The sequence below is a fragment of the Limnospira platensis NIES-39 genome, assembly GCF_026000695.1.
Taxonomy (GTDB): domain Bacteria; phylum Cyanobacteriota; class Cyanobacteriia; order Cyanobacteriales; family Microcoleaceae; genus Limnospira; species Limnospira platensis.
On the sequence record NZ_AP026945.1, the window covers coordinates 3,183,546 to 3,206,629 of the forward strand.

Consider the following 23,084-nt stretch of genomic DNA (forward strand, 5'->3'; position numbering starts at 1 on the left):
ATTTTCATCAATCCTACTGGAGTAGCGATCGCACCCAACTGAGATCGGTTAAATTGGCAGTATCCCGAATAATCAGGAAAATACCCAACCCCAACAACAACATCAATCCGGTTTGCATGACGCTTTCTTGTACCCGTTCGGGTAAAGGTTTACCCCGTAGGGCTTCAATCAGCAGAAACGCCAACTGACCGCCATCAAGAGCCGGAAGAGGGAGGATGTTAATTATAGCGAGGTTGATGCTAATTAGGGCCGCAAATTGGAATAAATTACTGGCATCGGAACGGGCTATATTAGCACCGATCGCCACAATAGCGACGGGACCGGAAAGTTGGGGAGCCGTTTCCCGAAAATTATTAATCAGTTGGGAAAACCCCGCCAAGGTCAAGTTAAAAATCCGCTGAAATTCCTCAGCACCTTTGACAAAGGCATCAATTATCCCATCAGCCTGATAACGGACGATTTCACCGTTAGGGCTCAGTTGTACTCCAATACGACCCTTACCATCGCCTCCCGGTTCTGGGGTAACTTCTACGGGGATAATGCGATCGCCCCGTTGAATTTCCATTTGTAGAGGTTGGTTAGGGTTAGACTGAATTACCTCAATCAAGTGGGTAATGGACTTCGACTCAGCTCCGAGTTGATCTCCATTCACCGATATGATTAGATCATTATCCTGAATCCCAGCTTTGGTCGCCGCTGAACTGACATCACTGGCTACAGAGGGGACTCGGACACCTGGTTGATAGTCAAAGTTGGGAACCCCAATCATTCCTACCTGAACCACTAATAACAAGTAGGCAAAAATCAAGTTAGCAATTACACCCGCACTGATTACGATCGCCCTATCTAAAATTGGTCGATTGCTCAACAGGTTTGGGTCATCTTTGGGGATTTCACTATCGGGATCTTCATCGGGAAAGCCGACAAAACCCCCCAAGGGAAACCCTCGCAGCGCATACTCGGTTTCTGGGCCTTGATATTTCCACAGAATTGGACCGAAGCCTATGGAGAATCGATTAACGTGGATATGTTGGAGTCGCGCCGCCATGAAGTGGCCAAGCTCATGAACGACGATTAAGATTCCAAGAACCGCGATCGCAGCCAAAACTGACATGAACAATTCCAAATATACTAACTACTAGGGTGATAATTCTGTCATTATATCACTGGTTTGGCTGTGTTGGGCTTGTGTTATGTTGCTAATTTTTACTGATTTAGACGGTACGTTACTAAATTCTGATGATTATGGCTACCATGGGGCGATAACGGCGATCGCAGACCTGCAACAACAACAGATCCCGATTATCCCCGTCACTAGCAAAACTCGGGCTGAGGTGGAGGTATTATCGACAGAAATCGGGTTGACAGATTCGTTTATTGTGGAAAACGGCAGTGCTATTTTTATTCCCAAACATCAAGATTATCTTGTTTCTGAGGAACTGAAAATTTCGGGAAAATACTATTTGATGCAGTTGGGATGTGTTTATGCACAAGTGCGCCAAGGTTTGCGAGAGTTGATGGCGGCGATTGGTGAAGAGTTGACGGGGTTCGGTGATTTGACTATTGCCGAGATTATGCAGTTAACGGGTTTGTCTACTCAGGAAGCACAACGGGCAAAAAATCGAGAGTTTACTGAGCCTTTTATTACTCCTAAAAATGTGGATGCGGACAGGTTAGCACATCACCTAAAAGCCTTGGGGTTTAATGTGGTGGTTGGCGATCGCTTTTCTCATTTAATTGGACAGACGGCGGGAAAAGGTGGCGCGGTTCAATGGCTGGTTAATCAATATCAACAGGTTAATAGGGGGGAAACTATTACGACTATTGGTTTGGGGAATAGTCCTAATGATTTGGCTATGTTGGAGGTGGTTGATATTCCGATTATTATACCAGGAATAAAAGGGGTACATCCGGGTTTGGCTAATCAAGGTTGGAAAGTGGCTCCTTTTCCCGGTTCTGTGGGTTGGGGGGTGGCTGTGGCTGAGGAGGTGAAAGGGTTAATATACTGAGATGATCTCGGTAGTTAATGGCTGATTCGGAATTGGCTAATTTGAGGCGATCGCTAAGGGAAAGTTTCTGTAATTCCTGATTTAATTTATATAAATCTACGGGTTTATATGAGTTTTTAAATAGTGGGATTAATGCTTTGACTAATGCTACCATACCGTCAGGAGGAACCGCGTTTCCAATTTGACGACGAACTTCTGTTAAAGACCCTTCAAAGACAAAATCATCCGGGAAAGTCTGCAACCTAGCACGTTCCCGGTTAGTCAGCGATCGCAATTCTTGATAATGATAGCCCCAAGTTCCCCCACCACCCCCAGCGATAATAGTTGTGGAGGGTTGGTCTGGGTGGAGTCGTCGATATACATGACTAATCATTCCTTTAACATAGTATTCGCTATCTTTGGGAATATCTGTATAATTTCCCCCTGGTTTAATGCGTTTGATAATTTCGACGGTGCGAGGATGAATCCTCTGATGTTCATTATTATCAGTCACTTTTTCCACATCTTTTAAGGCTTGTTTAGCGGTGCGATAGGGATAAAGGCGATCGCTTCCATATTCCGGGAAGGGATGAATAAAATTAAAGCCTGTATCCATTCTTACCCCCACAATTAAGACCCTTTCCCGATATTGGGGGACTCCATAATCCGCGAAATTGTAAAGTTTAGGCTTGACTAAATAACCCGGTTCTATGTTTTCAAAATCGGCAATTATTTTGGCAATAGCTTTATATTTATTGGCACTGAGTAAACCCTTGACATTTTCGGCAATGAATGCTTTAGGTTTGTGGTGGCGAATAAACTCTAAAAAGTAGGTATACAGATTTCCTCTGGTTCCCGTGAGTCCGGGACGTTTCCCAATCATGGAAAAATCTTGACAGGGAAAACCTCCCGTAATTAAGTCAGCTTTAGGAACCTTAGTAATATCAATTTCTTGAATGTTATTACAGGCGATCGTCTCCGAAATATTCCGCCTAAAAGTTCGACAAGCCGCCCCATTACAATCAATCGCCCACACCACTTCAAAACCCGCCCGATGAAATGGTAAATCCATTCCCCCACAACCAGAAAACAACGAAACCAACTTAGGTTTATCTTGCCATTTAATCCCATTTAAACTATCTAAAATTTGCATTTTATTGATATATATAAAACTCTGGGGATTTGGTTAATTAATAATCCCTAGATTAGTTGCGGGTTTTTACCTAAAGCGATCGCCACATTTTGTCCCCCAAATCCAAACCCTAAACATAGCACATTATTGACGACAGTTGACCGGGGAGTGGTGACTACATCTAGGTGAAATTCTAAATCCTGTAACCCTACACAAGGCGGTAAAAGTTGCTGTTCTAATGCCTTTAAACAAAAGGCGACCCCCAAAGCACCAGAAGCGCCTAAAGTGTGACCTGTTGCGCCTTTGGTGGAACTCACCGCTACACCATCGGGGAATAGTTGATTAATAATAAAGGCTTCGTGTTTATCATTTAAAATGGTAGCAGTTCCGTGGGCGTGAATATAATCAATATCAGTAGGATGAAGATGGCTGTGATTAAGGCTTCTTTGAATAGCAGCGATCGCACTTTTTCCCTCACCATCAGGCTTATTATGATAGCAGGCATCTACGGTGACACCAAAGCCTAAAATACTGCCATAAATTTTACCATGGCGACTATGGGCAAGTTCTGCTGACTCCAATACCAAAAGCGCCGCCCCCTCTCCCAATGCTAAACCATCTCGCCGCCGAGAAAATGGGTAAGCAGACTCAGAGGCTAAAGCACCCATTTTCGCAAATCCGATTAAACTTAGGGGAGTAATGGGAGCCTCGATCGCCCCAACGATCACACGCTGACATTGTTGGGTTTTAATTAACTCAAATCCTTGAGCGATCGCCCATAGTCCCGTCGCACAAGCCGCCATAGGACTCAATACCGGACCCTCAGAGCCAATTATACCGGCGATCGTAGCGGCTAGTTGACCATGGAGAAAACCAGGGAATAATCCCAGACAACCGTCTGTAGTGTCCCTAGCCAGTCCTTCTAAATCGGCTTGGTAGCCACGAGAAGACCCAACTACTACCCCACAATCAGTTAAGGGAAATTCTAACCCGGCATCTGCTAAAGTATCAGCCACTGTCGGCTGAATTAGTGGCTGTAGGTGGCCCGGTTGGCTTCCCCACATTGCTAGAGGCGACGGGGGAAGTTCCCGGAAAGGTTGAGACAAGGCGATCGCCGTCTGACCCTTCATGATGGCTTCCCAAGTCTGGTTGAGAGCGCCGAAAGCCGAACGCAAACCTATTCCTGTCACCACAACATCCACAGCCACTGACCAACCTAGAAACTAAGTTTCTTGTTGCAAATCGTAACAATCTGCTAATTTTTGAGGTTTTCTAACCCCGTAATAATCTTAGCCGACTCAATGCGATCGCCCTGTTCAATTTGGTCTACAACCGCCATACCATCGACAACATAGCCAAAAACCGCATAATTGCCATCGAGGAAAGGCAAATCCGACAGAGCAAAATAGAACTGAGAAGAAGCAGAATCAGGTAATGCTGAACGAGCCATAGCTACCGCCCCCCGGGTATGGCTTAATACGGGAGCCACATTAATCTTAGCCTGATCAAAGGTTTTGCCATAAATAGGTTCATCCGCATTCCTCGGTTTAATTTCCAAGGGGATATAGCGCTGTTGGGAAGTCTCCGGGTCAATAAATCCCCCTGTACCTAACCGAGAAGTCGGAACAGTTTCATCCTTACTTTGGGGGTCGCCACCCTGAACCACAAAAGGTTGTGGGTCGCGCACGACACGATGAAAAGACACCCCATCATAAACCCCACGATTAACGAGATCTACAAAATTTCCCGCCGTAATTGGGGCGGCTTCGCCGTCCACTTCAATAGTAATCGGCGATCCGTTAACCGTCATGACAATAGTTGCCTTTCCTTCGAGTCTTGATAAATTACTCATTATGCTTGAATTATTAGTTGCAGAAATCGAAGCAGCCCTTTGACTGCTGCCGGGTGGCGTGGTATTTTGGGCATCCATGGAGTCCCCAGTTGATGGGCTGCCACAGCCAGTTACCATAACCAGCGCTACCAGAGACAAAAGCCACAGCCACCCTCTAATCATTGTGAGTAGTCTATTTTTCATCTAGCTGATGTTAAAGTCCCTCCAGGGGAACCTGTAGAAACTTAGCGAGTTGGGCCCCATCATTTTCTAGGTCAGATAAAGCCATAGGCTGGCCTACCCTGGTTAAAGGAATTTCCCGCCTATCCTTTAATTTTAGATACAAGGCGCGACGGGGGCTAAGTCCTTCTTTGATATCTACCCGAATAGATTGGACTTGGGAACGATTGCAGTTGAACTCAACCCGGCGGTTCTTGCCAGGAAACCCCCAACGAAAAATCTGGATTTCCCCAGTTTCCTGGTCAAATTTATTATAACCGCCACCAAGATCCCAGATAACGACTAGCCATAGGTATGTCGCTAATAATATGGCAGCAGTGCCATACAGTCCCATGACCAGCCCCTGGGGTAGAAAAATTAATTGGGAGGGGTCAGCAAAGGGTAACAGGTTCTTGCCTAAATAGCTGGAAAGCCCAGCCAGCAGAAAACCTACCCCGCCAACAGTGATTGTGGTCGCCCAAAAGTAGTTACTGAAGCGACGCGAACCTAAGATTTGCTTTTCAAGAATGCGATCGCCCATAGCGGCCTTTTCTGTCTGTGTGTTCATAAAAATCTCATAAACCTTTGCCAAAAATGTTAACTGTAATATATATTTATGTTAACTTGCTTAATAAAGCATGATCCTTAAAAAATCCCGAGGAACGTTCTCAAATGACTATAGCAGTCGAGCGCCCTCAAGTCACCAGAGGATGGTTTGATGTCCTCGATGACTGGCTGAAGCGCGATCGGTTCGTATTTGTGGGATGGTCGGGTATCCTGCTTTTCCCCTGCGCCTATCTGTCGATTGGGGGATGGTTGACAGGAACCACCTTTGTTACCTCTTGGTACACCCACGGACTCGCCAGTTCCTACCTAGAAGGTTGCAACTTCCTGACCGCTGCCGTCAGCACCCCCGCCAACAGTTTGGGCCACTCCCTACTGTTCCTGTGGGGTCCCGAAGCTCAGTGGGACTTTACCCGCTGGTGCCAATTAGGGGGTTTATGGGCTTTTGTTGCCCTGCACGGAGCTTTCGCACTGATTGGGTTCTGCCTGCGTCAGTTAGAAATCGCCCGGTTGGTTGGCATTCGTCCTTATAATGCGATCGCTTTCACCGGCCCTATTGCCGTGTTCGTGAGCGTATTCTTAATGTACCCCTTGGGTCAGTCCGGGTGGTTCTTTGCTCCCAGCTTTGGGGTGGCAGGCATCTTCCGGTTTATCCTATTTTTCCAAGGATTCCATAACTGGACTCTCAACCCCTTCCACATGATGGGAGTTGCTGGCATCCTCGGTGGTGCGCTACTATGTGCTATTCATGGTGCTACAGTAGAAAACACCCTGTTTGAAGACGGAGAAGGTTCTAACACCTTCCGAGCCTTTGAACCCACCCAAGCGGAAGAAACCTATTCCATGGTGACAGCCAACCGCTTTTGGTCTCAAATTTTCGGTATTGCTTTTTCAAACAAACGTTGGTTACACTTCTTCATGCTGTTCGTTCCCGTAACAGGCCTGTGGATGTGTTCCATCGGTGTAGTGGGTCTAGCTGTAAACCTGCGGGCTTATGACTTCGTGTCACAAGAACTGCGCGCAGCAGAAGATCCTGAGTTTGAAACCTTCTATACTAAGAACATTCTGCTCAACGAGGGTATTCGCGCTTGGATGGCTCCAGCCGATCAACCTCATCAAAACTTTGTATTCCCTGAGGAGGTATTACCGCGTGGTAACGCTCTCTAGCAATTCTTACTTAGGCGGTCGCGACCAAGAATCCACAGGGTTCGCTTGGTGGTCTGGTAACGCTCGTTTAATCAATCTTTCTGGAAAACTGCTGGGCGCTCATGTAGCCCATGCTGGACTAATCGTATTCTGGGCTGGGGCAATGACCCTGTTTGAAGTGTCCCACTTCGTTCCCGAAAAGCCCATGTACGAGCAAGGTCTGATTCTGTTGCCTCACTTGGCTACCCAAGGTTGGGGTGTCGGCGCTGGTGGTGAAGTGATTAACACTTTCCCCTACTTCGTCGTCGGCGTACTACACTTGATCTCCTCTGCAGTTCTCGGCTTAGGTGGCATTTATCACGCTGTTCGTGGTCCTGAAGTCCTGGAAGAATATTCCTCCTTCTTCGGATACGACTGGAAAGATAAAAACCAAATGACCAACATCATCGGTTATCACCTGATTCTGTTGGGCTGCGGTGCCCTTTTACTCGTATTCAAAGCCATGTTCCTTGGCGGTGTCTACGATACTTGGGCTCCTGGTGGTGGTGACGTTCGTATCATCAACAATCCTACCCTCAACCCGTTGGTAATCTTTGGCTACCTGCTGAAAGCTCCCTTCGGTGGTGAAGGTTGGATGATTGGTGTAGACAACATGGAAGATATCATCGGCGGTCATATCTGGATCGGTCTGATCTGCATCGCTGGTGGTGTTTGGCACATCTTGACTAAGCCCTTTGGTTGGGCTCGTCGTGCCTTCATCTGGTCTGGAGAAGCCTATCTATCCTACAGCCTCGGTGCTTTGTCTCTGATGGCTTTCATTGCCTCCGCTTTCGTCTGGTTTAACAACACCGCTTATCCCAGCGAATTCTATGGCCCCACTAACGCTGAAGCATCCCAAGCTCAGTCCTTTGTGTTCCTAGTTCGTGACCAAAAACTCGGTGCTAACATCGGTTCCGCCCAAGGCCCCACTGGTCTGGGTAAATACCTGATGCGCTCCCCCACTGGTGAAATCATCTTCGGTGGTGAAACCATGCGTTTCTGGGACTTCAAAGGCCCCTGGCTTGAGCCTCTGCGTGGACCTAACGGCCTTGACCTGAACAAACTCAAAAATGACATTCAGCCTTGGCAAGTACGTCGCGCTGCTGAGTACATGACCCATGCTCCTAACGGTTCTATCAACTCCGTAGGCGGTATCATTACCGAAGCTCAAGGGTTCAACTACGTTAACCCCCGTGCTTGGCTGGCTGCTTCTCACTTTATTCTCGCTTTCTTCTTCCTGATTGGTCACTTGTGGCACGCAGGTCGCGCCCGCGCTGCTGTGGCTGGCTTTGAAAAAGGAATTGATCGCGAGACTGAGCCAGTTCTCGCTATGCCTGACCTAGACTAATTCAGTCTCCTTAATTCTCCCTTGATAACAGGGGGAATTGGAGATTGATTTCTTAACAGTTACGACAATTTACCCCACCTATAAACGGTGGGGTTTTTTTGCCCTTTGATGGGACTTTATTTCCCCGTTTCCGCAGTTTCCATAAAAATTGTTTGGGCGCTTAGTTGAGGAGCCTTATCAGCCGGTTGACGCTGAATATAAATCCCGTCTGACTGTAAATCCCAAGCATGACGATTATCTGATAGCATAATCCCTAGGATTTCCTGTAAATCTTTGGCAAGTTTCGGTTCTTCCACGGGTGCGATCGCCTCTACTCGTCGGTTCAAATTTCTTGGCATCCAATCTGCTGAACCAATATAAACCTCCTCCTCACCATTATTGTGGAAATAGAAAATCCGAGAGTGTTCCAGAAATCGCCCCACAATACTAATTACATTGATATTTTCACTAATTCCTTTCACCCCCGGACGTAAACAACAAATCCCTCGCACAATTAAATCAATCGTTACTCCCGCCATGGAAGCCTCATAAAGAGTAGCAATTATTTCCGGGTCAACTAAAGAATTCATCTTCGCCACAATTCGCCCCGTCTTCCCGGCGTTACAGTTGTCAATTTCTCGGCGAATTAAACCCAAAAAGCGATCGCGCATATTCACAGGCGCAATCAGCAATTTCCGATAGGACTGTTGGCGAGAATACCCAGTCAAGAAATTAAACAAATCCGTTAAATCCTCTCCCAACTCTTCCCGACAACTAAACAACCCCAAATCTGTATAAAGTTTCGCCGTTTTGGGGTTATAGTTTCCCGTACCAATATGAACATAACGGCGGATATGACCTTCTTCATGGCGCACAACCATCACAATTTTGGTATGGGTTTTTAACCCCACCACCCCATAAACCACATGAACTCCCCGCTGTTCTAACTTCCGCGCCCAATGAATATTATTTTCCTCATCAAATCGCGCCTTTAACTCCACTAAAGCCGCCACCTGTTTACCATTCTCCGCCGCCGCAATCAGAGCATTAATAATTGGCGAATCCCCAGAAGTTCGGTACAAAGTCATCTTAATCGCCAATACATTCGGATCATCCGCCGCCTGGGTAATAAACTGCTGTACTGTTGCTGAAAAAGATTGATAAGGATGATGCACCAATACATCACCCTGTCGAATAATCGCAAAAATATCCTTTTCCAGTTCACCATTACTCGAACAGGTAGTTTCATCACTATCAGCTAACCATTTGGGTAGAGCCGGAGTCCAATCAGCATCTTTTAACTCCGGTATAGGAAGGGATATAAACGACATCAAATCTTTCAGGTCTAGCAGTCCATCTAAGCTATAAATATCCTCTGGAGCTATTTCTAGTTCCTCCATTAGCATATCTCTGATATACTGGGGCATGGCGGTATTTACTTCTAATCTCACCACAGAACCGCCTAAACGCCGCTTCCTTAACTCCTGTTCAATTGCTAGTAATAAATCATCCCCTTCATCCTCCTGAACCGATAAATCCGCATCCCGGGTAATTCGGAAAGGATAGTAATCCAGAATATTCATTCCCAGAAATAGAGATTCCAAATTATGAGCAATTAGCTGTTCAATCGGAACTCCCGCCCAAAAATAACTCTCGCCTTCTTCGGGTTTATGGGATTGGTTGGGAAGTGCAATAAATCTAGGTAATAGTTTCGGGACTTTAATTCTAGCTAATAAATCTTCGTTAGTTTCGGGATTTTTTAGCACCACCACTAGATTAAGACTGAGGTTAGATAAGTAGGGAAAAGGATGGCTTCTATCAATGGCTAACGGAGTGAGAACTGGGAAAATTTGTGACTCGAAATACTCGTGTAAATAGTTACGCTGTTCCTGATTTAAGTCGATGTAGTTTAGTAGGTGAATATTATGTTGGGCGAGTTCAGCTTTGATAGTTTTATCGAAAACATTATGTTGCTCAGATACCATGGGTAGCAACTTTTCGTGAATTTCTGTAAGCTGCTGTCTGGGAGTGCTACCGTCAGGGGTAAGTTTATTAACATGGGCTTCCATTTGTCGTTTTAACCCGGCTACCCTCACCATAAAAAATTCGTCTAAATTGGAACTAAATATTGCCATAAATTTTAGACGCTCTAATAGTGGCGTGCGAGAATCTAATGCTTCCGCTAGTACCCGGCGGTTAAATTCTAACCAACTAAGTTCTCGGTTAAAAAAGTATTGAGGGTCCCTCATGTCAATTTTGACAGATGTGGAGTTGTCGGTTTTTTTAGATTTTGCCATAATCTCAAATTCATCCTGGGAGTCAGGGAAACAGGTGATTGATTGGATAATACCTGAATCGGGTAACAGTTAATACATACTATAGGAAGTTTAACACTGAAAAGTATAGATAAGCTGTACCTGGTCTTTCCTTACCACAGGGAACAGCCAACTCCCTAATTATTCTGGCAGTTACTATATGTTAAATTTTGGTTAAGTATGATTAAAGCGATCGCCCTTTGATATATAATCCTGCTTTATCCAGAATTTCTGCCCATATATCTAGGTAATTCCACATTATTTAACCTGTTATAGCCAGGATAATTATTAATGCCAAAATTAGGATTAGTATGCTGAATAACACCGCCGTAAATATCAGGCAACCCTTACCCCTAAAATCCCCATCTGAATAGTTGTTAATATTGGTTATATCTTCCTCTTCAGAATCCATTAAATAGGATTCTAAAATATCGACATTTTTAACATTGGCTTTCCAAAGGACATCAAATAAATCACCAAATATAGGCACAGTTCCTAACACCGTATCTATAACAATATTGTATGTCATAATCAGCAATAATTTCTTAGGTAGACCTAATTGGAAAGACCTAAACACAATATATCCAGCTAATACCGCTCCCAATAAATCACCACCACCGGGAATTAATCCGATGAGAGGATCTAAACCAATACCTTGGGAAGTTCCCGGAATCCGAATAGCTCGATCTAAAAAATCACTAAATTGTCTGAGTTCTCGTAATGCGATCGCTTTTTTCAAAGAACCTCCTCGACAAATTCCCAAAAAAATAGAGGGATATTAATATAATACCCTCTATCAGTGAATCCGAGTCTAATTATGTGCAATACCCAACCTTAACTAACTTATTTAGCCTCGGTAAAGTCCGCATCAATCACATCATCAGAACCGCCGCCGTCACCATCATTGGGACCCGCACCCGGTCCAGGCCCTTCAGCACCCGGCGCTGCGCCACCAGCTTGCTGATATAGATTACTGCTGAGAGTATATAGCGCCTGTTGCAGATCAGTAGTCAAGGTTTTAATCTGATCATCATTTTCTTGAGCGATCGCATCCCGCAAGTCCTTAATCATAGCCTCAATCTTAGACTTATCCTCAGCCGGAACCTTATCACCCAGTTCCGAAATTTGCTTTTCAGCCTGATAAGCCAAAGTATCAGCCTGGTTCTTACGGTCAATACGTTCGCGGCGTTCACGGTCGGTGGCTGCATTCTTTTCAGCTTCCTTAACCATACGTTCAACTTCCGTATCCGGTAAAGTAGAAGCACCAGTAATGCTGATAGATTGTTCCTTACCAGTACCCTTATCCTTAGCGGTAACATTCAAGATACCATTGGCATCAATATCAAAAGTTACCTCAATTTGAGGAACACCACGGGGAGCCGGAGGAATCCCATCTAGGCGGAAAGTTCCCAAACTCTTGTTATCATTGGACATTTCCCGTTCACCCTGGAGAACGTGAATCTCCACATTAGTCTGACCATCAACTGCAGTTGAGAACACCTCAGACTTCTTAGTAGGAATCGTCGTATTACGGGGAATAATCTTAGTCATCACACCGCCCAGAGTTTCCACACCCAGAGACAGAGGGGTAACATCTAGCAGCAGAATATCCTTAACCTCACCAGCCAGAACACCCGCTTGAATTGCCGCACCCACAGCCACCACTTCATCAGGGTTGACCGTTTGGTTAGGTTCCTTACCCAGAACCCGTTTAACCAACTCCTTAACCGCCGGAATACGAGTAGACCCGCCCACCATTACCACTTCATTAATAGCAGACTTATCCAGTTTCGCATCCCGGATCGCATTTTCCACAGGAATACGACAGCGGTCAATTAAATCAGAGCAGATTTCCTCAAACTTAGCGCGGGTCAGGGTCATATCCAAATGTTTAGGACCATCGCTAGTCGCCGTAATAAACGGCAAGTTAATTTCAGCTTGGGTAACGCTAGATAGTTCCTGCTTCGCTTTTTCCGACGCTTCTGTTAGCCGTTGTAGCGCCTGTTTATCCTTACGCAGATCAACGCCTTCTCCTTTCATGAACTCCCCAGCGAGGTAGTCCACTATTTTCTTGTCGAAGTCATCACCACCCAGGTGAGTATCACCAGAGGTAGCCAATACCTCAAATACCCCATCACCCACTTCTAGGATGGAAACATCAAAAGTACCACCCCCAAGGTCAAAGACTAAAATAGTCTCATTGCTTTTTTTATCCATCCCATAGGCTAGGGAAGCAGCCGTAGGCTCGTTAATAATCCGCTTAACTTCAATACCAGCAATTTTACCAGCATCCTTAGTCGCTTGGCGTTGAGAGTCATTAAAGTAAGCCGGAACAGTGATTACAGCTTCCGTTACCGTTTCCCCTAGATAGGTACTAGCATCTTCTACCAGTTTGCGTAGTACCTGGGCGGAAATTTCCTCTGGCGCAAATTGTCTATCTCGTGCCGGACAGTCTAGCTTAACGTTGCCGCTACTGTCTCTGAGAACCTTGTAAGAAACTTCTGTAGACTCATTACTAACTTCTTCCTGCTTACGGCCAATGAACCGTTTTACTGAATAGAATGTGTTGTCGGGGTTCATTACCGCTTGGCGCTTGGCGATTTGTCCCACTAGCTGATCGCCATTTTTAGCATAAGCAACTACTGACGGGGTGGTGCGAAGACCCTCAGCATTAGCGATTACGGTGGGTTTACCACCTTCCATTACCGCTACACAAGAGTTTGTGGTTCCTAAGTCAATTCCAACTACCTTTCCCATATTGGTGTCTTTGCTCCTATCATAACTACAAAATCGGCTTTACTCAGGCGTTATCGATTCACCCAAGTATCTGACCACAGGTCAAACCTGGAAACTTTAATTTAGTCCGGGGGTTCTTATTTGAATAAGATCTTCAGGATCGATTCTTATCTCTATACTGTGGGCGGTTAGTCATTTTCATGAAGGGGTATTTACCGAACCTCTAGGGGACGGTTAAACTCCTTGTCAACTAACCTTTCCTCGCTATTTGCGATATATATTTAATACTGTATAGGCTGCGATCGCATTTGATATGGTGGCAAACCCTAACCCCCCGGTTGTATTTACCGCCAAACGGCAATTATCGACAATGCTGATCAATTAGCAACTATCCTCTCCTGTATCGTTGGCTAGTTCACTTAATTGACAGTCTGAAAAACCATCACTAAACCTTTTCATAAAAAACGCACAGACAAGGCACGCCCTGTCTATAAGCACGCCTTGTCTCTTCTTTCTTGGTGGTTGATTTCACCAGAAACTGGTTATTCCACCACCTTGTCACCCGCCGCCTGTAGACGGGCTCTGGCACGCTTCAACCCTTGCTTCGCTTTCAGTTGTTCCTGCACATTAGCACCAGCGTTAGCAGTTTCTAGGGCTGCTTGAGCTTGATTAAAGGCTTCGCGAGCCTTCTCAACATCAATATTTGTACCCTTTTCGGCACCATTGACCAGAACAGTTATTTCATTGTTTTGAACTTCAGCAAACCCTTCCATTAGGGCAATACTCATCCATTCATTTTTAGCTCTCACCCTCATAACTCCCGGATCTAAAGCCGTTAGTAGGGGAGCGTGATCACTAAGAATACCAAGCTGACCTGTAGTGCTTGGGAGAATCACCTCTTGAGCCGTATCATCCCAAACCGTTTGGTCTGGGGCTATAACACGCACAGTTAATGTCATTTTCAGTTATTAATAGTAAAATCCACAATTGAAGCGCCTTTTTTGCACTCAAGAATCAGAATCAGGCGGATTATCTCCTCTGACTCTGACTCTCTAACTACACCTTTCCAGGTTAATTCAGACCGAGTTATTTATTCTCAGCCTTCATTTTTTCGCCTTTAGCGATCGCCATATCGATATCACCGACCAGATAAAAGGCTTGTTCTGGCAGGTGGTCTAGTTCTCCATTGAGAATCATCTGGAAACCCTTAATAGTTTTTTCCAGGGGCACATACTGACCCGGAGAACCAGTAAACACCTCAGCCACAAAGAAAGGCTGAGATAGGAAGCGTTCAATTTTCCGAGCCCGAGCCACAACTAGGCGGTCTTCTTCGGAAAGTTCATCAAGACCCAGAATCGCGATAATATCTTGCAGTTCCTTATAGCGCTGCAAAGTAGACTGTACAGCACGAGCAGTCTGGTAGTGTTCTTCCCCGACCACACTAGGCTGTAACATAGTCGAACTAGAATCGAGGGGGTCAACCGCCGGATAAATACCCTTCGATGCCAAAGCACGAGACAATACAGTAGTCGCGTCCAAGTGAGCGAAAGTAGTAGCCGGTGCCGGGTCTGTCAAGTCATCAGCCGGAACATATACCGCTTGGATAGAGGTAATTGAGCCCTCTTTAGTAGAAGTAATCCGTTCTTGCAGCTCACCCATTTCCGTGCCCAAGGTGGGCTGATATCCCACAGCAGAAGGCATCCGTCCCAGGAGTGCAGACACTTCCGAACCCGCTTGTACAAACCGGAAGATATTGTCAATAAATAATAGAACGTCTTGTTTACTGACATCACGGAAGTATTCAGCCATTGTCAGAGCCGACAGAGCCACCCGCATCCGCGCTCCGGGGGGTTCATTCATCTGTCCATAAACCAGAGCCACCTTAGACTGAGGCAGATCTTCTTTATTAATTACCCCGGACTCGATCATTTCGTTGTAGAGGTCATTCCCTTCGCGGGTACGCTCTCCCACACCACCAAACACGGAAACACCCCCGTGAGCCTTAGCGATGTTGTTGATCAACTCCATAATAATTACAGTTTTACCAACACCAGCCCCCCCAAACAGGCCGATTTTGCCTCCACGACGATAGGGAGCCAACAGGTCTACTACTTTAATACCTGTTTCAAAGACTGATGGGCTAGTCTCCAAATCTACGAAAGCCGGTGCCGGGCGGTGGATAGAAGAAGTTTCATCATTGGGAACCGGACCCAGGTTATCAATAGGTTCACCAACAACGTTAAAGATCCGACCTAGGGTTCCAGAACCTACTGGAACCTGAATCGCTCTGCCAGTGTCTGTAGCTTCCATACCGCGAACCAAGCCATCTGTGCCACTCATGGCAACCGATCGCACTTGGTTATCACCAAGAAGTTGTTGAACTTCACAGACCACGGAAATCTCTTGGCCGGCTTCGTTTTTGCCAGAGATTTTCAGAGCGTTGTAGATTTCCGGCAGTTTGCCATCAGGGAACTTAATATCTACAACTGGACCAATTACTTGGGTAATGTAGCCGATTTTTGTTTTTTCTGCGGTGCTGACCATGCTTTCGCCTATTTCCTTATTTCGCTAATCCGATGTTTCGGCAAGCTTTAGAAGAATTTAATATTGCCATTTCTTAGGGTATCACTCTATGGAGACATCAAGAACAACTTCCCTGAGCAAACCCTAAAAATTTTCCCCCGCCGCCCCAATTTCTTTTGCACTCAGTTGGCGGGGTTGCTTTTTGCTTTTAGTTATGCTATCATTTAGTATAATTGAGATATAACCATTTTTTTTATAACGGCAAATATTCAATTATGTAGCGATATGTCAATATCTTAGCATTAACTCTGGGTGGTTGTCAACCCCTGGGGGCTGTTTTTTCGAGGGTAGCCCTAACCCTTTCGAGGAGGAGGTGAAAGAGGGGGTCTCCCCAGGTAATCAATGGGAGGTCTGGGTCAGCCTCGAAGACCTGCGGGGAAAAAGTGACCCGGTGTCGATCGCCATTTTCCCCAGAGAAGAGAGTCCAAAGGCGATCGCCCTCTTTTTGGAAGTGAAACCCCGCCGCCCGGAGTATCTGGGAATGGGAGAACAGGGTTTCCAGAGCCTCCCAAGTGAGGGGAGACCGTGGCAGGGAGTGGCGCAACTGAGCCAGGTCTGCCTCTACATCAATTTTCACCATTTCATCGAGGGAGGGGTTGAGGGAGTCAGTGAGGAAGCCATCCTCAAAAGAGGCCATCAGCACATCCTCTTCTTCCGGGTCAGCACTCATCACCGCCTGCTCGATAAACGTGGGAACCCGAGCTAAAATAGGCTGTAGGTTCCCCACCACATTAGTAAATAGGCCTATTCTCTCTCGCAGGCGGCGGTAAACCTTAGCTTCCACCGTGCCATCATAGTAGAGGTTGTGGATCTTAACCGTCGGGTAGCGTTGCCCGATCCGGTCTACGCGGCCAATGCGTTGTTCAACTCGCATAGGGTTCCAGGGTAAATCATAGTTAATCAGAACCCCGCAGGTTTGCAAATTGAGCCCTTCGCTGGCTGACTCCGTACAGAGGAGGAGTTGAATTTCCCCTTGGCGAAACAGGTTTTTGATTTTCCCCTTGGGAACCACCCGCCAGGAAGGTTCAGGGTCTTGGACGGGAAGTTCCCCGCCCCGCCCCGAATAGCAGGCCAGCCGATCGCCATAAAGCGATCGCAACTGTTCTCGTAGGTAGTCCATGGTATCAGTATACTGGGTAAAAACGATCGCGCTATCGCGTTCGAGGAACTCCCGGCGCAGAGTTTCCAGGAGAAACGACAACTTACTATCCTCCCCGGTATTTTCAAACTGTCGCAGCAAATCTTCCAAATACTCAATTTCCTTGGGGTCTACCTGTTCGAGGTAAGGCTGCAAACCCTCGATCGCCACATCTTCGGCTTCTTCGAGGTCCACCAGGTCATCCGGCGTGATATTAGAACGGAGTAAACGCCGTTTAAGGGACTCTTGAATCGCATAAAACGAACTGGTGAGGCGCTTGCGGTAGAGAGTCATCAGAAACCCCAAAGCCTTGCGATCGTGCTTTTGGGCGAGGCGGTAGAAGTGGCGGACATAATCGCTAACTGCTTGGTAGAGGGGAATTTCGCGATCGCCTTCCAGAGAAATCGCGTTGTCGGTCACCACCCGGCGGGGGATATCTTCTTCCAGCAGTCCTAGGCGGTAATATTCTCGCAGCGTGTCGCGGGTATGTCGAAACATCAGGTCTTTTAGGGGAGTATTCGTACTGAGGTATTGGCGGGAACTAGCCACAAAGGACTCATCCCCACAGAGTTGTTTAGGGTTAACCATCCTTTGACCCCGTTGCCAGATATCCTGTAGTTTGTAGCTTAGTAGTCGATCGCGATCGCCCAGAAACCCTTGCAGGCGCGAGCAAGGTTCCCCGCCCCCCCGGAAGTAATCCACAGACATATTTTGCCATAACTCCAGGATAAACGGGTCTGGCGGTTCCGAGAGGGAAGCGAAGTAGTCGCAGAAGTTTTCCCCGTAGCGCCAGTGTCCGTAGAGTCCCAGCAACTCCAGCAGGTCAAACACCTCGATCGCGTCTATTTGCATAGGAGTCGCCGACAGCAGCAACAGCGACCTGGTGCGATCGCGCAGTTGTCCCATCAACTCCAGGAGGCTGTTAGGGGTATCCTGGTGTGCTTTCGGAGTCCGGCGGCGGGCGTGGTGCGCTTCATCAAGGACCACCAAATCCCAGGGTTCCGCTGCCAATAGTTCCTGGCTGCGTTCCCGGCGACGCACCAGGTGAGAAGACGCGACGATAAGGGGGTGACGGTTCCAGGGGTTTTCGGCTTCTCTGACCGTTGATACAGCCCCGTAGGGGTCCTTAAATTCTTTCTGTCCGTAACTCCAGAAGTGCAGGTTAAACTTTTCCCTAAGTTCCTCGTGCCACTGAGACTGAACACTAGCCGGAGCCAGCACCAACACCCGTTTTACCCGACCGCTAACCAGCAGATAACGCAAGATAGCCCCCGTTTCCACCGTTTTACCCAGCCCCACCTCGTCGGCGATCAGGAAACTGCGGGGGAAGGTTTCCGCCACCCGGCGCAGGATTTTCAATTGGTGGGGCCAGAGTTGCACAGGGATGGATTTTAGGCAGAAGTCCAGACAACCGGGAGAGTTCGGTAAGTCCAACAGGGCGGCGAAGGCTTCCACTTCCTGACTCAATTCGGCGGCGGTATCGGCAACTTGTGGCGGCGGTGGGTCATCCCCTGTAGTCTCAAATTCCTGTGCCGGTTCCCAGGTGGGTTTGGATATGGGCGTGTAGCGCAGCAGTTGGGCGCGGACGGCTTCGGGTATTTCAAACACCCTCACATTGGGAGCCCAGTTTTGCCAAAGTTGTTCAAACCGGAATACTTCCTCATGGACCCGTTCGGCTTCCCTACCGCCTTCCCAGGTACAGTAGACGTGGAATGATTCGATATTCTTTTCCCAGCCGCTAGGGGTTTCGTTATTGGACCCGAAAAACACCAACTGATTGCCATCATTATCGGTAAAAATGCCGACTTTTTCATGGAAAATGTGTTGAGGGTCTAGCTGCTGTTCGGGGGTTTCTGGCATTCCGTCGGACTTGAGGGGGACGGCGATTTTTATATCTAGGCGATCGTGTTCTACCAGCCAGGAGAGGATCTCGAAATGTCGGAGTTGCACGAAGGTCTGCGGCGGCGTGAGGGAGGCTTTTAGACGATCGCCCAAAGTTTCCCGCAGGCTGTAACCCTGTCGAATTGCCTCCAAGTCCTCCGCCTGAAACTGACAACCCATAATCAGCCGCATTTTCCCATCATTATGCAACAGGGAACCCAACCCGGCGGCGACTCGGCTGAGGATCCCGCTGGCAAAAAATCCCGACTTGCGATCGTACTGACTACAGTTTTCCAAAGCCGGAATATAAAAGTCAATAATCGGGTTATTTTCGTTGGTAGAGTAGCTGCTGCGCCAGGTGCGATCGGGAAGCATGGATATAATTAATAATTAATAATTGATAATTGATAATTTATCATACCTCTCCTCTTCACCACAACTATAATAAACCCGCCCCAACACAACGATATTATGCCTCCCTTCCAATGCGATCGCTCAATGGGGTTTGGAATTACTCAAAGAAGTTGATGTAGCCACCGCTAACGGCTTCAGTAAAGCCAGAGTTTTCCGAGACGCTAGTATTTCCCTATTGGGTAGAGAAGGAACTTTTGAATGCTTAGAATTACCGGGAGGACGCGAGGCGCTTTTGGGGGTTTTGCCTCTGGAAGCATTAGGAATTGAACTCGATTTAAAAAATCAGCAATTAAAGCTATTACCAGAAACCTCAATGGATACTTATTTAACTATTTTGTAATTGATAATTGATAATTGTAGGGGCGGGTTCTGCTGTCAATTGTCGGACCCCACCGGGATATAAATAAACCCGCCCCGCCCCACCGGATAATTGACCCTTGATGATTAATAATTGTAGGGTGGTGCGTCAGATGAATAAAATTTGCCGTTAACCCAGTAGGTTATCCCTCTGACGCACCCTACGTTAACTCGGACCCCACCGGGATATAAATAAACCCGCCCCACTCCACCCGATAATTGACCCTTGATGATTAATAATTGTAGGGTGGTGCGTCAGATGAATAAAATTTGCCGTTAACCCAGTAGGTTATCCCTCTGACGCACCCTACGTTAACTCGGACCCCACCGGGATATAAATAAACCCGCCCCACTCCACCCGATAATTGACCCTTGATGATTAATAATTGTAGGGTGGTGCGTCAGATGAATAAAATTTGCCGTTAACCCAGTAGGTTATCCCTCTGACGCACCCTACGTTAACTCGGACCCCACCGGGATATAAATAAACCCGCCCCACTCCACCCGATAATTGACCCTTGATGATTAATAATTGTAGGGTGGTGCGTCAGATGAATAAAATTTGCCGTTAACCCAGTAGGTTATCCCTCTGACGCACCCTACGTTAACTCGGACCCCACCGGGATATAAATAAACCCGCCCCACTCCACCCGATAATTGACCCTTGATGATTAATAATTGTAGGGTGGTGCGTCAGATGAATAAAATTTGCCGTTAACCCAGTAGGTTATCCCTCTGACGCACCCTACGTTAACTCGGACCCCACCGGGATATAAATAAACCCGCCCCACTCCACCCGATAATTGACCCTTGATGATTAATAATTGTAGGGTGGTGCGTCAGATGAATAAAATTTGCCGTTAACCCAGTAGGTTATCCCTCTGACGCACCCTACGTTAACTCGGACCCCACCGGGATATAAATAAACCCGCCCCACTCCACCCGATAATTGACCCTTGATGATTAATAATTGTAGGGTGGTGCGTCAGATGAATAAAATTTGCCGTTAACCCAGTAGGTTATCCCTCTGACGCACCCTACGTTAACTCGGACCCCACCGGGATATAAATAAACCCGCCCCACTCCACCCGATAATTGACCCTTGATGATTAATAATTGTAGGGTGGTGCGTCAGATGAATAAAATTTGCCGTTAACCCAGTAGGTTATCCCTCTGACGCACCCTACGTTAACTCGGACCCCACCGGGATATAAATAAACCCGCCCCACTCCACCCGATAATTGACCCTTGATGATTAATAATTGTAGGGTGGTGCGTCAGATGAATAAAATTTGCCGTTAACCCAGTAGGTTATCCCTCTGACGCACCCTACGTTAACTCGGACCCCACCGGGATATAAATAAACCCGCCCCACTCCACCCGATAATTGACCCTTGATGATTAATAATTGTAGGGTGGTGCGTCAGATGAATAAAATTTGCCGTTAACCCAGTAGGTTATCCCTCTGACGCACCCTACGTTAACTCGGACCCCACCGGGATATAAATAAACCCGCCCCACCGCACGGGATAATTGATGATTGATAATTGCGAATACCTCTCCTCCTGACGGAAATCATAATAAACCCGCCCCACCACAAGAGAGCGATCGCTTTATTACAATCTTTGTTAATTAAAGTCTATCTCGCTACCGATAGCAAGGCGTTATCTGCCACATTTCCTCTGGTAAGAAAAGAAGGTTTAGCCGCTTATGATGCCGCCCATTTAGAGTTAGCTATCCCATGGAAATTGCCCCTGGCTACATTCGAGAGCCGGTTAGCAAAGGTGAATGAATCAATGGCGATCGTGATGAAATTTAATCTAGCTTTAAGTGCAGTTTGAGGGCAGTCTCTACTATTTCCATAACTTCCTGGCTCAAAAAACCCACTGTATCCCCACCGATCCTTTGTTTAGAAATAGTTCGCACCTGCTGCGCTTGCACCTTGGAAGGCTTGGATAAACCGCTATCCTCTGGATTGATTAACACTTCAAAAGGGTAAACGCGAGTCACATTAGAGGTAATGGGTAGAATTGTCACTGTATCCGCTGCGCGGTTATTTGCATCGTTACTTACTATCAGCACGGGACGGCGTTTATCCATTTCCGAACCAACCGCCGGACTGAGATTAGCATAGTAAATTTCACCACGTTTCATCGGTTAATCCATCGGCAATTGTAATATCCCACGCGGAATCAATTTCACTAGATGCTTCTCTGTAAGCGGATTCTAGTTCTTGATTTCTCAATAATTCTAAAGCTAATTCAATCACTTGGTCAGGGGATTGACATCCTTTGGCAATTTTATAGTTCTCAATAAATTGTACTAGGGATGTTGGTAAGGAAATTGAGATTTCTTTAGCGGGCGACATCTTAGTTATCGATTGTTATAGATACGATTATTTGATTATAGCATCAGCGATCGCCTTGATGATTGACCATTGATAATTGTAGGGGCGGGTTCTGCTGTCAATTGTCGGACCCCACCGGGATATAAATAAACCCGCCCCACCCCACCGGATAATTGATAATTGACCATTGATAATTAACCATTGATAATTGTAGGGGCGGGTTCTGCTGTCAATTGTCGGACCCCACCGGGATATAAATAAACCCGCCCTCTCTCTGGCTGTCAATTGTCGGACCCCACCGGGATATAAATAAACCCGCCCCACTCCACGGGATAATTGACCCTTGATGATTAATAATTGTAGGGTGGTGCGTCAGATGAATAAAATTTGCCGTTAACCCAGTAGGTTATCCCTCTGACGCACCCTACGTTAACTCGGACCCCACCGGGATATAAATAAACCCGCCCCACCCCACCGGATAATTGATAATTGACCATTGATAATTAACCATTGATAATTGTAGGGGCGGGTTCTGCTGTCAATTGTCGGACCCCACCGGGATATAAATAAACCCGCCCTCTCTCTGGCTGTCAATTGTCGGACCCCACCGGGATATAAATAAACCCGCCCTCTCTCTGGCTGTCAATTGTCGGACCCCACCGGGATATAAATAAACCCGCCCTCTCTCTGGCTGTCAATTGTCGGACCCCACCGGGATATAAATAAACCCGCCCCACTCCACCCGATAATTGACCCTTGATGATTAATAATTGTAGGGTGGTGCGTCAGATGAATAAAATTTGCCGTTAACCCAGTAGGTTATCCCTCTGACGCACCCTACGTTAACTCGGACCCCACCGGGATATAAATAAACCCGCCCCACTCCACCCGATAATTGACCCTTGATGATTAATAATTGTAGGGTGGTGCGTCAGTGGTGCGTCAGAGCCATAAAATTTGCCGTTAACCCAGTAGGTTATCCCTCTGACGCACCCTACGTTAACTCGGACCCCACCGGGATATAAATAAACCCGCCCCACTCCACCCGATAATTGACCCTTGATGAT

At 46.8% G+C, this 23,084-nt stretch carries 19 protein-coding genes and 1 pseudogene; 6 read left to right on the plus strand and 14 right to left on the minus strand.

The window, feature by feature from the left end:
- Window positions 1–13: 13 nt before the first annotated feature.
- Complete coding sequence (gene rseP / locus N39L_RS15620; RefSeq protein WP_006617912.1) at window positions 14–1,114, minus strand: RIP metalloprotease RseP; 1,101 nt, start codon at window positions 1,112–1,114, stop codon at window positions 14–16.
- 79 nt (window positions 1,115–1,193) lie between these two features.
- Here rseP and N39L_RS15625 point away from each other — a divergent pair, with 79 nt between their 5' ends.
- Window positions 1,194–2,009 (plus strand): HAD-IIB family hydrolase, encoded by an 816-nt coding sequence (locus N39L_RS15625; protein ID WP_014275679.1) that lies wholly within the window; start codon window positions 1,194–1,196, stop codon window positions 2,007–2,009.
- Here the strand turns inward: N39L_RS15625 and N39L_RS15630 are convergent.
- Genes N39L_RS15630 through N39L_RS15645 form a run of 4 tightly spaced genes read right to left on the minus strand, consistent with a single transcriptional unit; the run spans window position 1,921 to window position 5,738 of the window.
- Window positions 1,921–3,141: a DNA cytosine methyltransferase gene (locus N39L_RS15630; RefSeq protein ID WP_014275680.1), complete on the minus strand. Its 1,221-nt coding sequence runs from the start codon at window positions 3,139–3,141 to the stop codon at window positions 1,921–1,923. The genes N39L_RS15625 and N39L_RS15630 overlap by 89 nt on opposite strands.
- Before the next feature lie 47 nt (window positions 3,142–3,188).
- Window positions 3,189–4,328 (minus strand): beta-ketoacyl-ACP synthase, encoded by a 1,140-nt coding sequence (locus N39L_RS15635; RefSeq protein WP_014275681.1) that lies wholly within the window; start codon window positions 4,326–4,328, stop codon window positions 3,189–3,191.
- A gap of 47 nt (window positions 4,329–4,375) precedes the next feature.
- Window positions 4,376–5,155 carry a peptidylprolyl isomerase gene (locus tag N39L_RS15640; RefSeq protein WP_014275682.1) on the minus strand — a complete coding sequence of 260 codons (780 nt, stop codon included), beginning with the start codon at window positions 5,153–5,155 and terminating at the stop codon, window positions 4,376–4,378.
- Between the two features lie 10 nt (window positions 5,156–5,165).
- A complete protein-coding gene (locus tag N39L_RS15645; protein ID WP_006617907.1) occupies window positions 5,166–5,738 on the minus strand; it encodes a photosystem I assembly protein Ycf4 in 573 nt (190 codons plus the stop codon).
- Between the two features lie 104 nt (window positions 5,739–5,842).
- On the opposite strand from N39L_RS15645, the gene psbD reads away from it, so the two are divergent.
- Window positions 5,843–6,901: a photosystem II D2 protein (photosystem q(a) protein) gene (gene psbD / locus N39L_RS15650; RefSeq protein WP_006620420.1), complete on the plus strand. Its 1,059-nt coding sequence runs from the start codon at window positions 5,843–5,845 to the stop codon at window positions 6,899–6,901.
- On the plus strand, window positions 6,885–8,267 hold the full coding sequence (gene psbC, locus N39L_RS15655; protein ID WP_006617905.1) for a photosystem II reaction center protein CP43: 1,383 nt from the start codon (window positions 6,885–6,887) through the stop codon (window positions 8,265–8,267). Before psbD ends, psbC begins: the two co-directional genes overlap by 17 nt.
- A gap of 116 nt (window positions 8,268–8,383) precedes the next feature.
- Here the strand turns inward: psbC and ppk1 are convergent, their stop codons facing one another.
- The 6 genes from ppk1 to N39L_RS15685 all read right to left on the minus strand — a co-directional run bounded on the left by ppk1 (window position 8,384) and on the right by N39L_RS15685 (window position 19,274).
- Window positions 8,384–10,543: a polyphosphate kinase 1 gene (gene ppk1 / locus N39L_RS15660; protein WP_006617904.1), complete on the minus strand. Its 2,160-nt coding sequence runs from the start codon at window positions 10,541–10,543 to the stop codon at window positions 8,384–8,386.
- Between the two features lie 280 nt (window positions 10,544–10,823).
- Entirely contained in the window at window positions 10,824–11,300 is a 477-nt protein-coding gene (locus tag N39L_RS15665; RefSeq protein WP_014275685.1) for a DUF4112 domain-containing protein, read from the minus strand.
- Between the two features lie 104 nt (window positions 11,301–11,404).
- A complete protein-coding gene (gene dnaK, locus N39L_RS15670) occupies window positions 11,405–13,318 on the minus strand; it encodes a molecular chaperone DnaK (RefSeq protein ID WP_006617135.1) in 1,914 nt (637 codons plus the stop codon).
- 521 nt (window positions 13,319–13,839) lie between these two features.
- A complete protein-coding gene (atpC, locus tag N39L_RS15675; protein ID WP_006617134.1) occupies window positions 13,840–14,256 on the minus strand; it encodes an ATP synthase F1 subunit epsilon in 417 nt (138 codons plus the stop codon).
- Window positions 14,257–14,383: 127 nt separating this feature from the next.
- The gene (gene atpD / locus N39L_RS15680; protein WP_014275686.1) at window positions 14,384–15,841 is read right to left on the minus strand and encodes a F0F1 ATP synthase subunit beta; all 1,458 of its coding nucleotides are present in this window, start codon (window positions 15,839–15,841) and stop codon (window positions 14,384–14,386) included.
- Between the two features lie 298 nt (window positions 15,842–16,139).
- Window positions 16,140–19,274, minus strand: coding sequence for a DEAD/DEAH box helicase (locus N39L_RS15685; protein ID WP_014275687.1), 3,135 nt, complete (start codon window positions 19,272–19,274; stop codon window positions 16,140–16,142).
- An 88-nt stretch (window positions 19,275–19,362) separates the two neighbouring features.
- On the opposite strand from N39L_RS15685, the pseudogene N39L_RS15690 reads away from it, so the two are divergent.
- Window positions 19,363–19,653 (plus strand): annotated as a pseudogene (locus N39L_RS15690) (aspartyl protease); the annotation flags it as partial.
- A gap of 1,564 nt (window positions 19,654–21,217) precedes the next feature.
- A complete protein-coding gene (locus N39L_RS15695; RefSeq protein ID WP_014275688.1) occupies window positions 21,218–21,511 on the plus strand; it encodes a PIN domain-containing protein in 294 nt (97 codons plus the stop codon).
- Here N39L_RS15695 and N39L_RS15700 read toward each other — a convergent pair.
- Genes N39L_RS15700 through N39L_RS15710 form a run of 3 tightly spaced genes read right to left on the minus strand, consistent with a single transcriptional unit; the run spans window position 21,486 to window position 22,205 of the window.
- Window positions 21,486–21,824 carry a type II toxin-antitoxin system PemK/MazF family toxin gene (locus tag N39L_RS15700; RefSeq protein WP_006615904.1) on the minus strand — a complete coding sequence of 113 codons (339 nt, stop codon included), beginning with the start codon at window positions 21,822–21,824 and terminating at the stop codon, window positions 21,486–21,488. The two genes, N39L_RS15695 and N39L_RS15700, sit on opposite strands and share 26 nt — an antisense overlap.
- A complete protein-coding gene (locus N39L_RS15705) occupies window positions 21,811–22,038 on the minus strand; it encodes a hypothetical protein (protein WP_006615903.1) in 228 nt (75 codons plus the stop codon). Before N39L_RS15705 ends, N39L_RS15700 begins: the two co-directional genes overlap by 14 nt.
- A 35-nt stretch (window positions 22,039–22,073) precedes the next feature.
- On the minus strand, window positions 22,074–22,205 hold the full coding sequence (locus tag N39L_RS15710) for a hypothetical protein (protein WP_286131377.1): 132 nt from the start codon (window positions 22,203–22,205) through the stop codon (window positions 22,074–22,076).
- 714 nt (window positions 22,206–22,919) lie between these two features.
- Between N39L_RS15710 and N39L_RS15715 the strand changes: the two genes are divergently transcribed.
- The gene (locus N39L_RS15715; protein ID WP_286133304.1) at window positions 22,920–23,042 is read left to right on the plus strand and encodes a hypothetical protein; all 123 of its coding nucleotides are present in this window, start codon (window positions 22,920–22,922) and stop codon (window positions 23,040–23,042) included.
- The last annotated feature ends 42 nt before the right edge of the window (window positions 23,043–23,084 follow it).

Coding starts and splice junctions, on each gene's coding strand:
- ppk1 (WP_006617904.1), bottom strand. CDS start 10,543: ATGGCAAAATCTAAAAAAACCGACAACTCCACATCTGTCAAAATTGAC.
- N39L_RS15630 (WP_014275680.1), bottom strand. CDS start 3,141: ATGCAAATTTTAGATAGTTTAAATGGGATTAAATGGCAAGATAAACCT.
- N39L_RS15685 (WP_014275687.1), bottom strand. CDS start 19,274: ATGCTTCCCGATCGCACCTGGCGCAGCAGCTACTCTACCAACGAAAAT.
- rseP (WP_006617912.1), bottom strand. CDS start 1,114: ATGTCAGTTTTGGCTGCGATCGCGGTTCTTGGAATCTTAATCGTCGTT.
- atpC (WP_006617134.1), bottom strand. CDS start 14,256: ATGACATTAACTGTGCGTGTTATAGCCCCAGACCAAACGGTTTGGGAT.
- N39L_RS15645 (WP_006617907.1), bottom strand. CDS start 5,738: ATGAACACACAGACAGAAAAGGCCGCTATGGGCGATCGCATTCTTGAA.
- N39L_RS15625 (WP_014275679.1), top strand. CDS start 1,194: ATGTTGCTAATTTTTACTGATTTAGACGGTACGTTACTAAATTCTGAT.
- psbD (WP_006620420.1), top strand. CDS start 5,843: ATGACTATAGCAGTCGAGCGCCCTCAAGTCACCAGAGGATGGTTTGAT.
- N39L_RS15705 (WP_006615903.1), bottom strand. CDS start 22,038: ATGTCGCCCGCTAAAGAAATCTCAATTTCCTTACCAACATCCCTAGTA.
- N39L_RS15640 (WP_014275682.1), bottom strand. CDS start 5,155: ATGAAAAATAGACTACTCACAATGATTAGAGGGTGGCTGTGGCTTTTG.
- atpD (WP_014275686.1), bottom strand. CDS start 15,841: ATGGTCAGCACCGCAGAAAAAACAAAAATCGGCTACATTACCCAAGTA.
- N39L_RS15700 (WP_006615904.1), bottom strand. CDS start 21,824: ATGAAACGTGGTGAAATTTACTATGCTAATCTCAGTCCGGCGGTTGGT.
- N39L_RS15710 (WP_286131377.1), bottom strand. CDS start 22,205: ATGGTCAATTATCAATTATCCGGTGGGGTGGGGCGGGTTTATTTATAT.
- dnaK (WP_006617135.1), bottom strand. CDS start 13,318: ATGGGAAAGGTAGTTGGAATTGACTTAGGAACCACAAACTCTTGTGTA.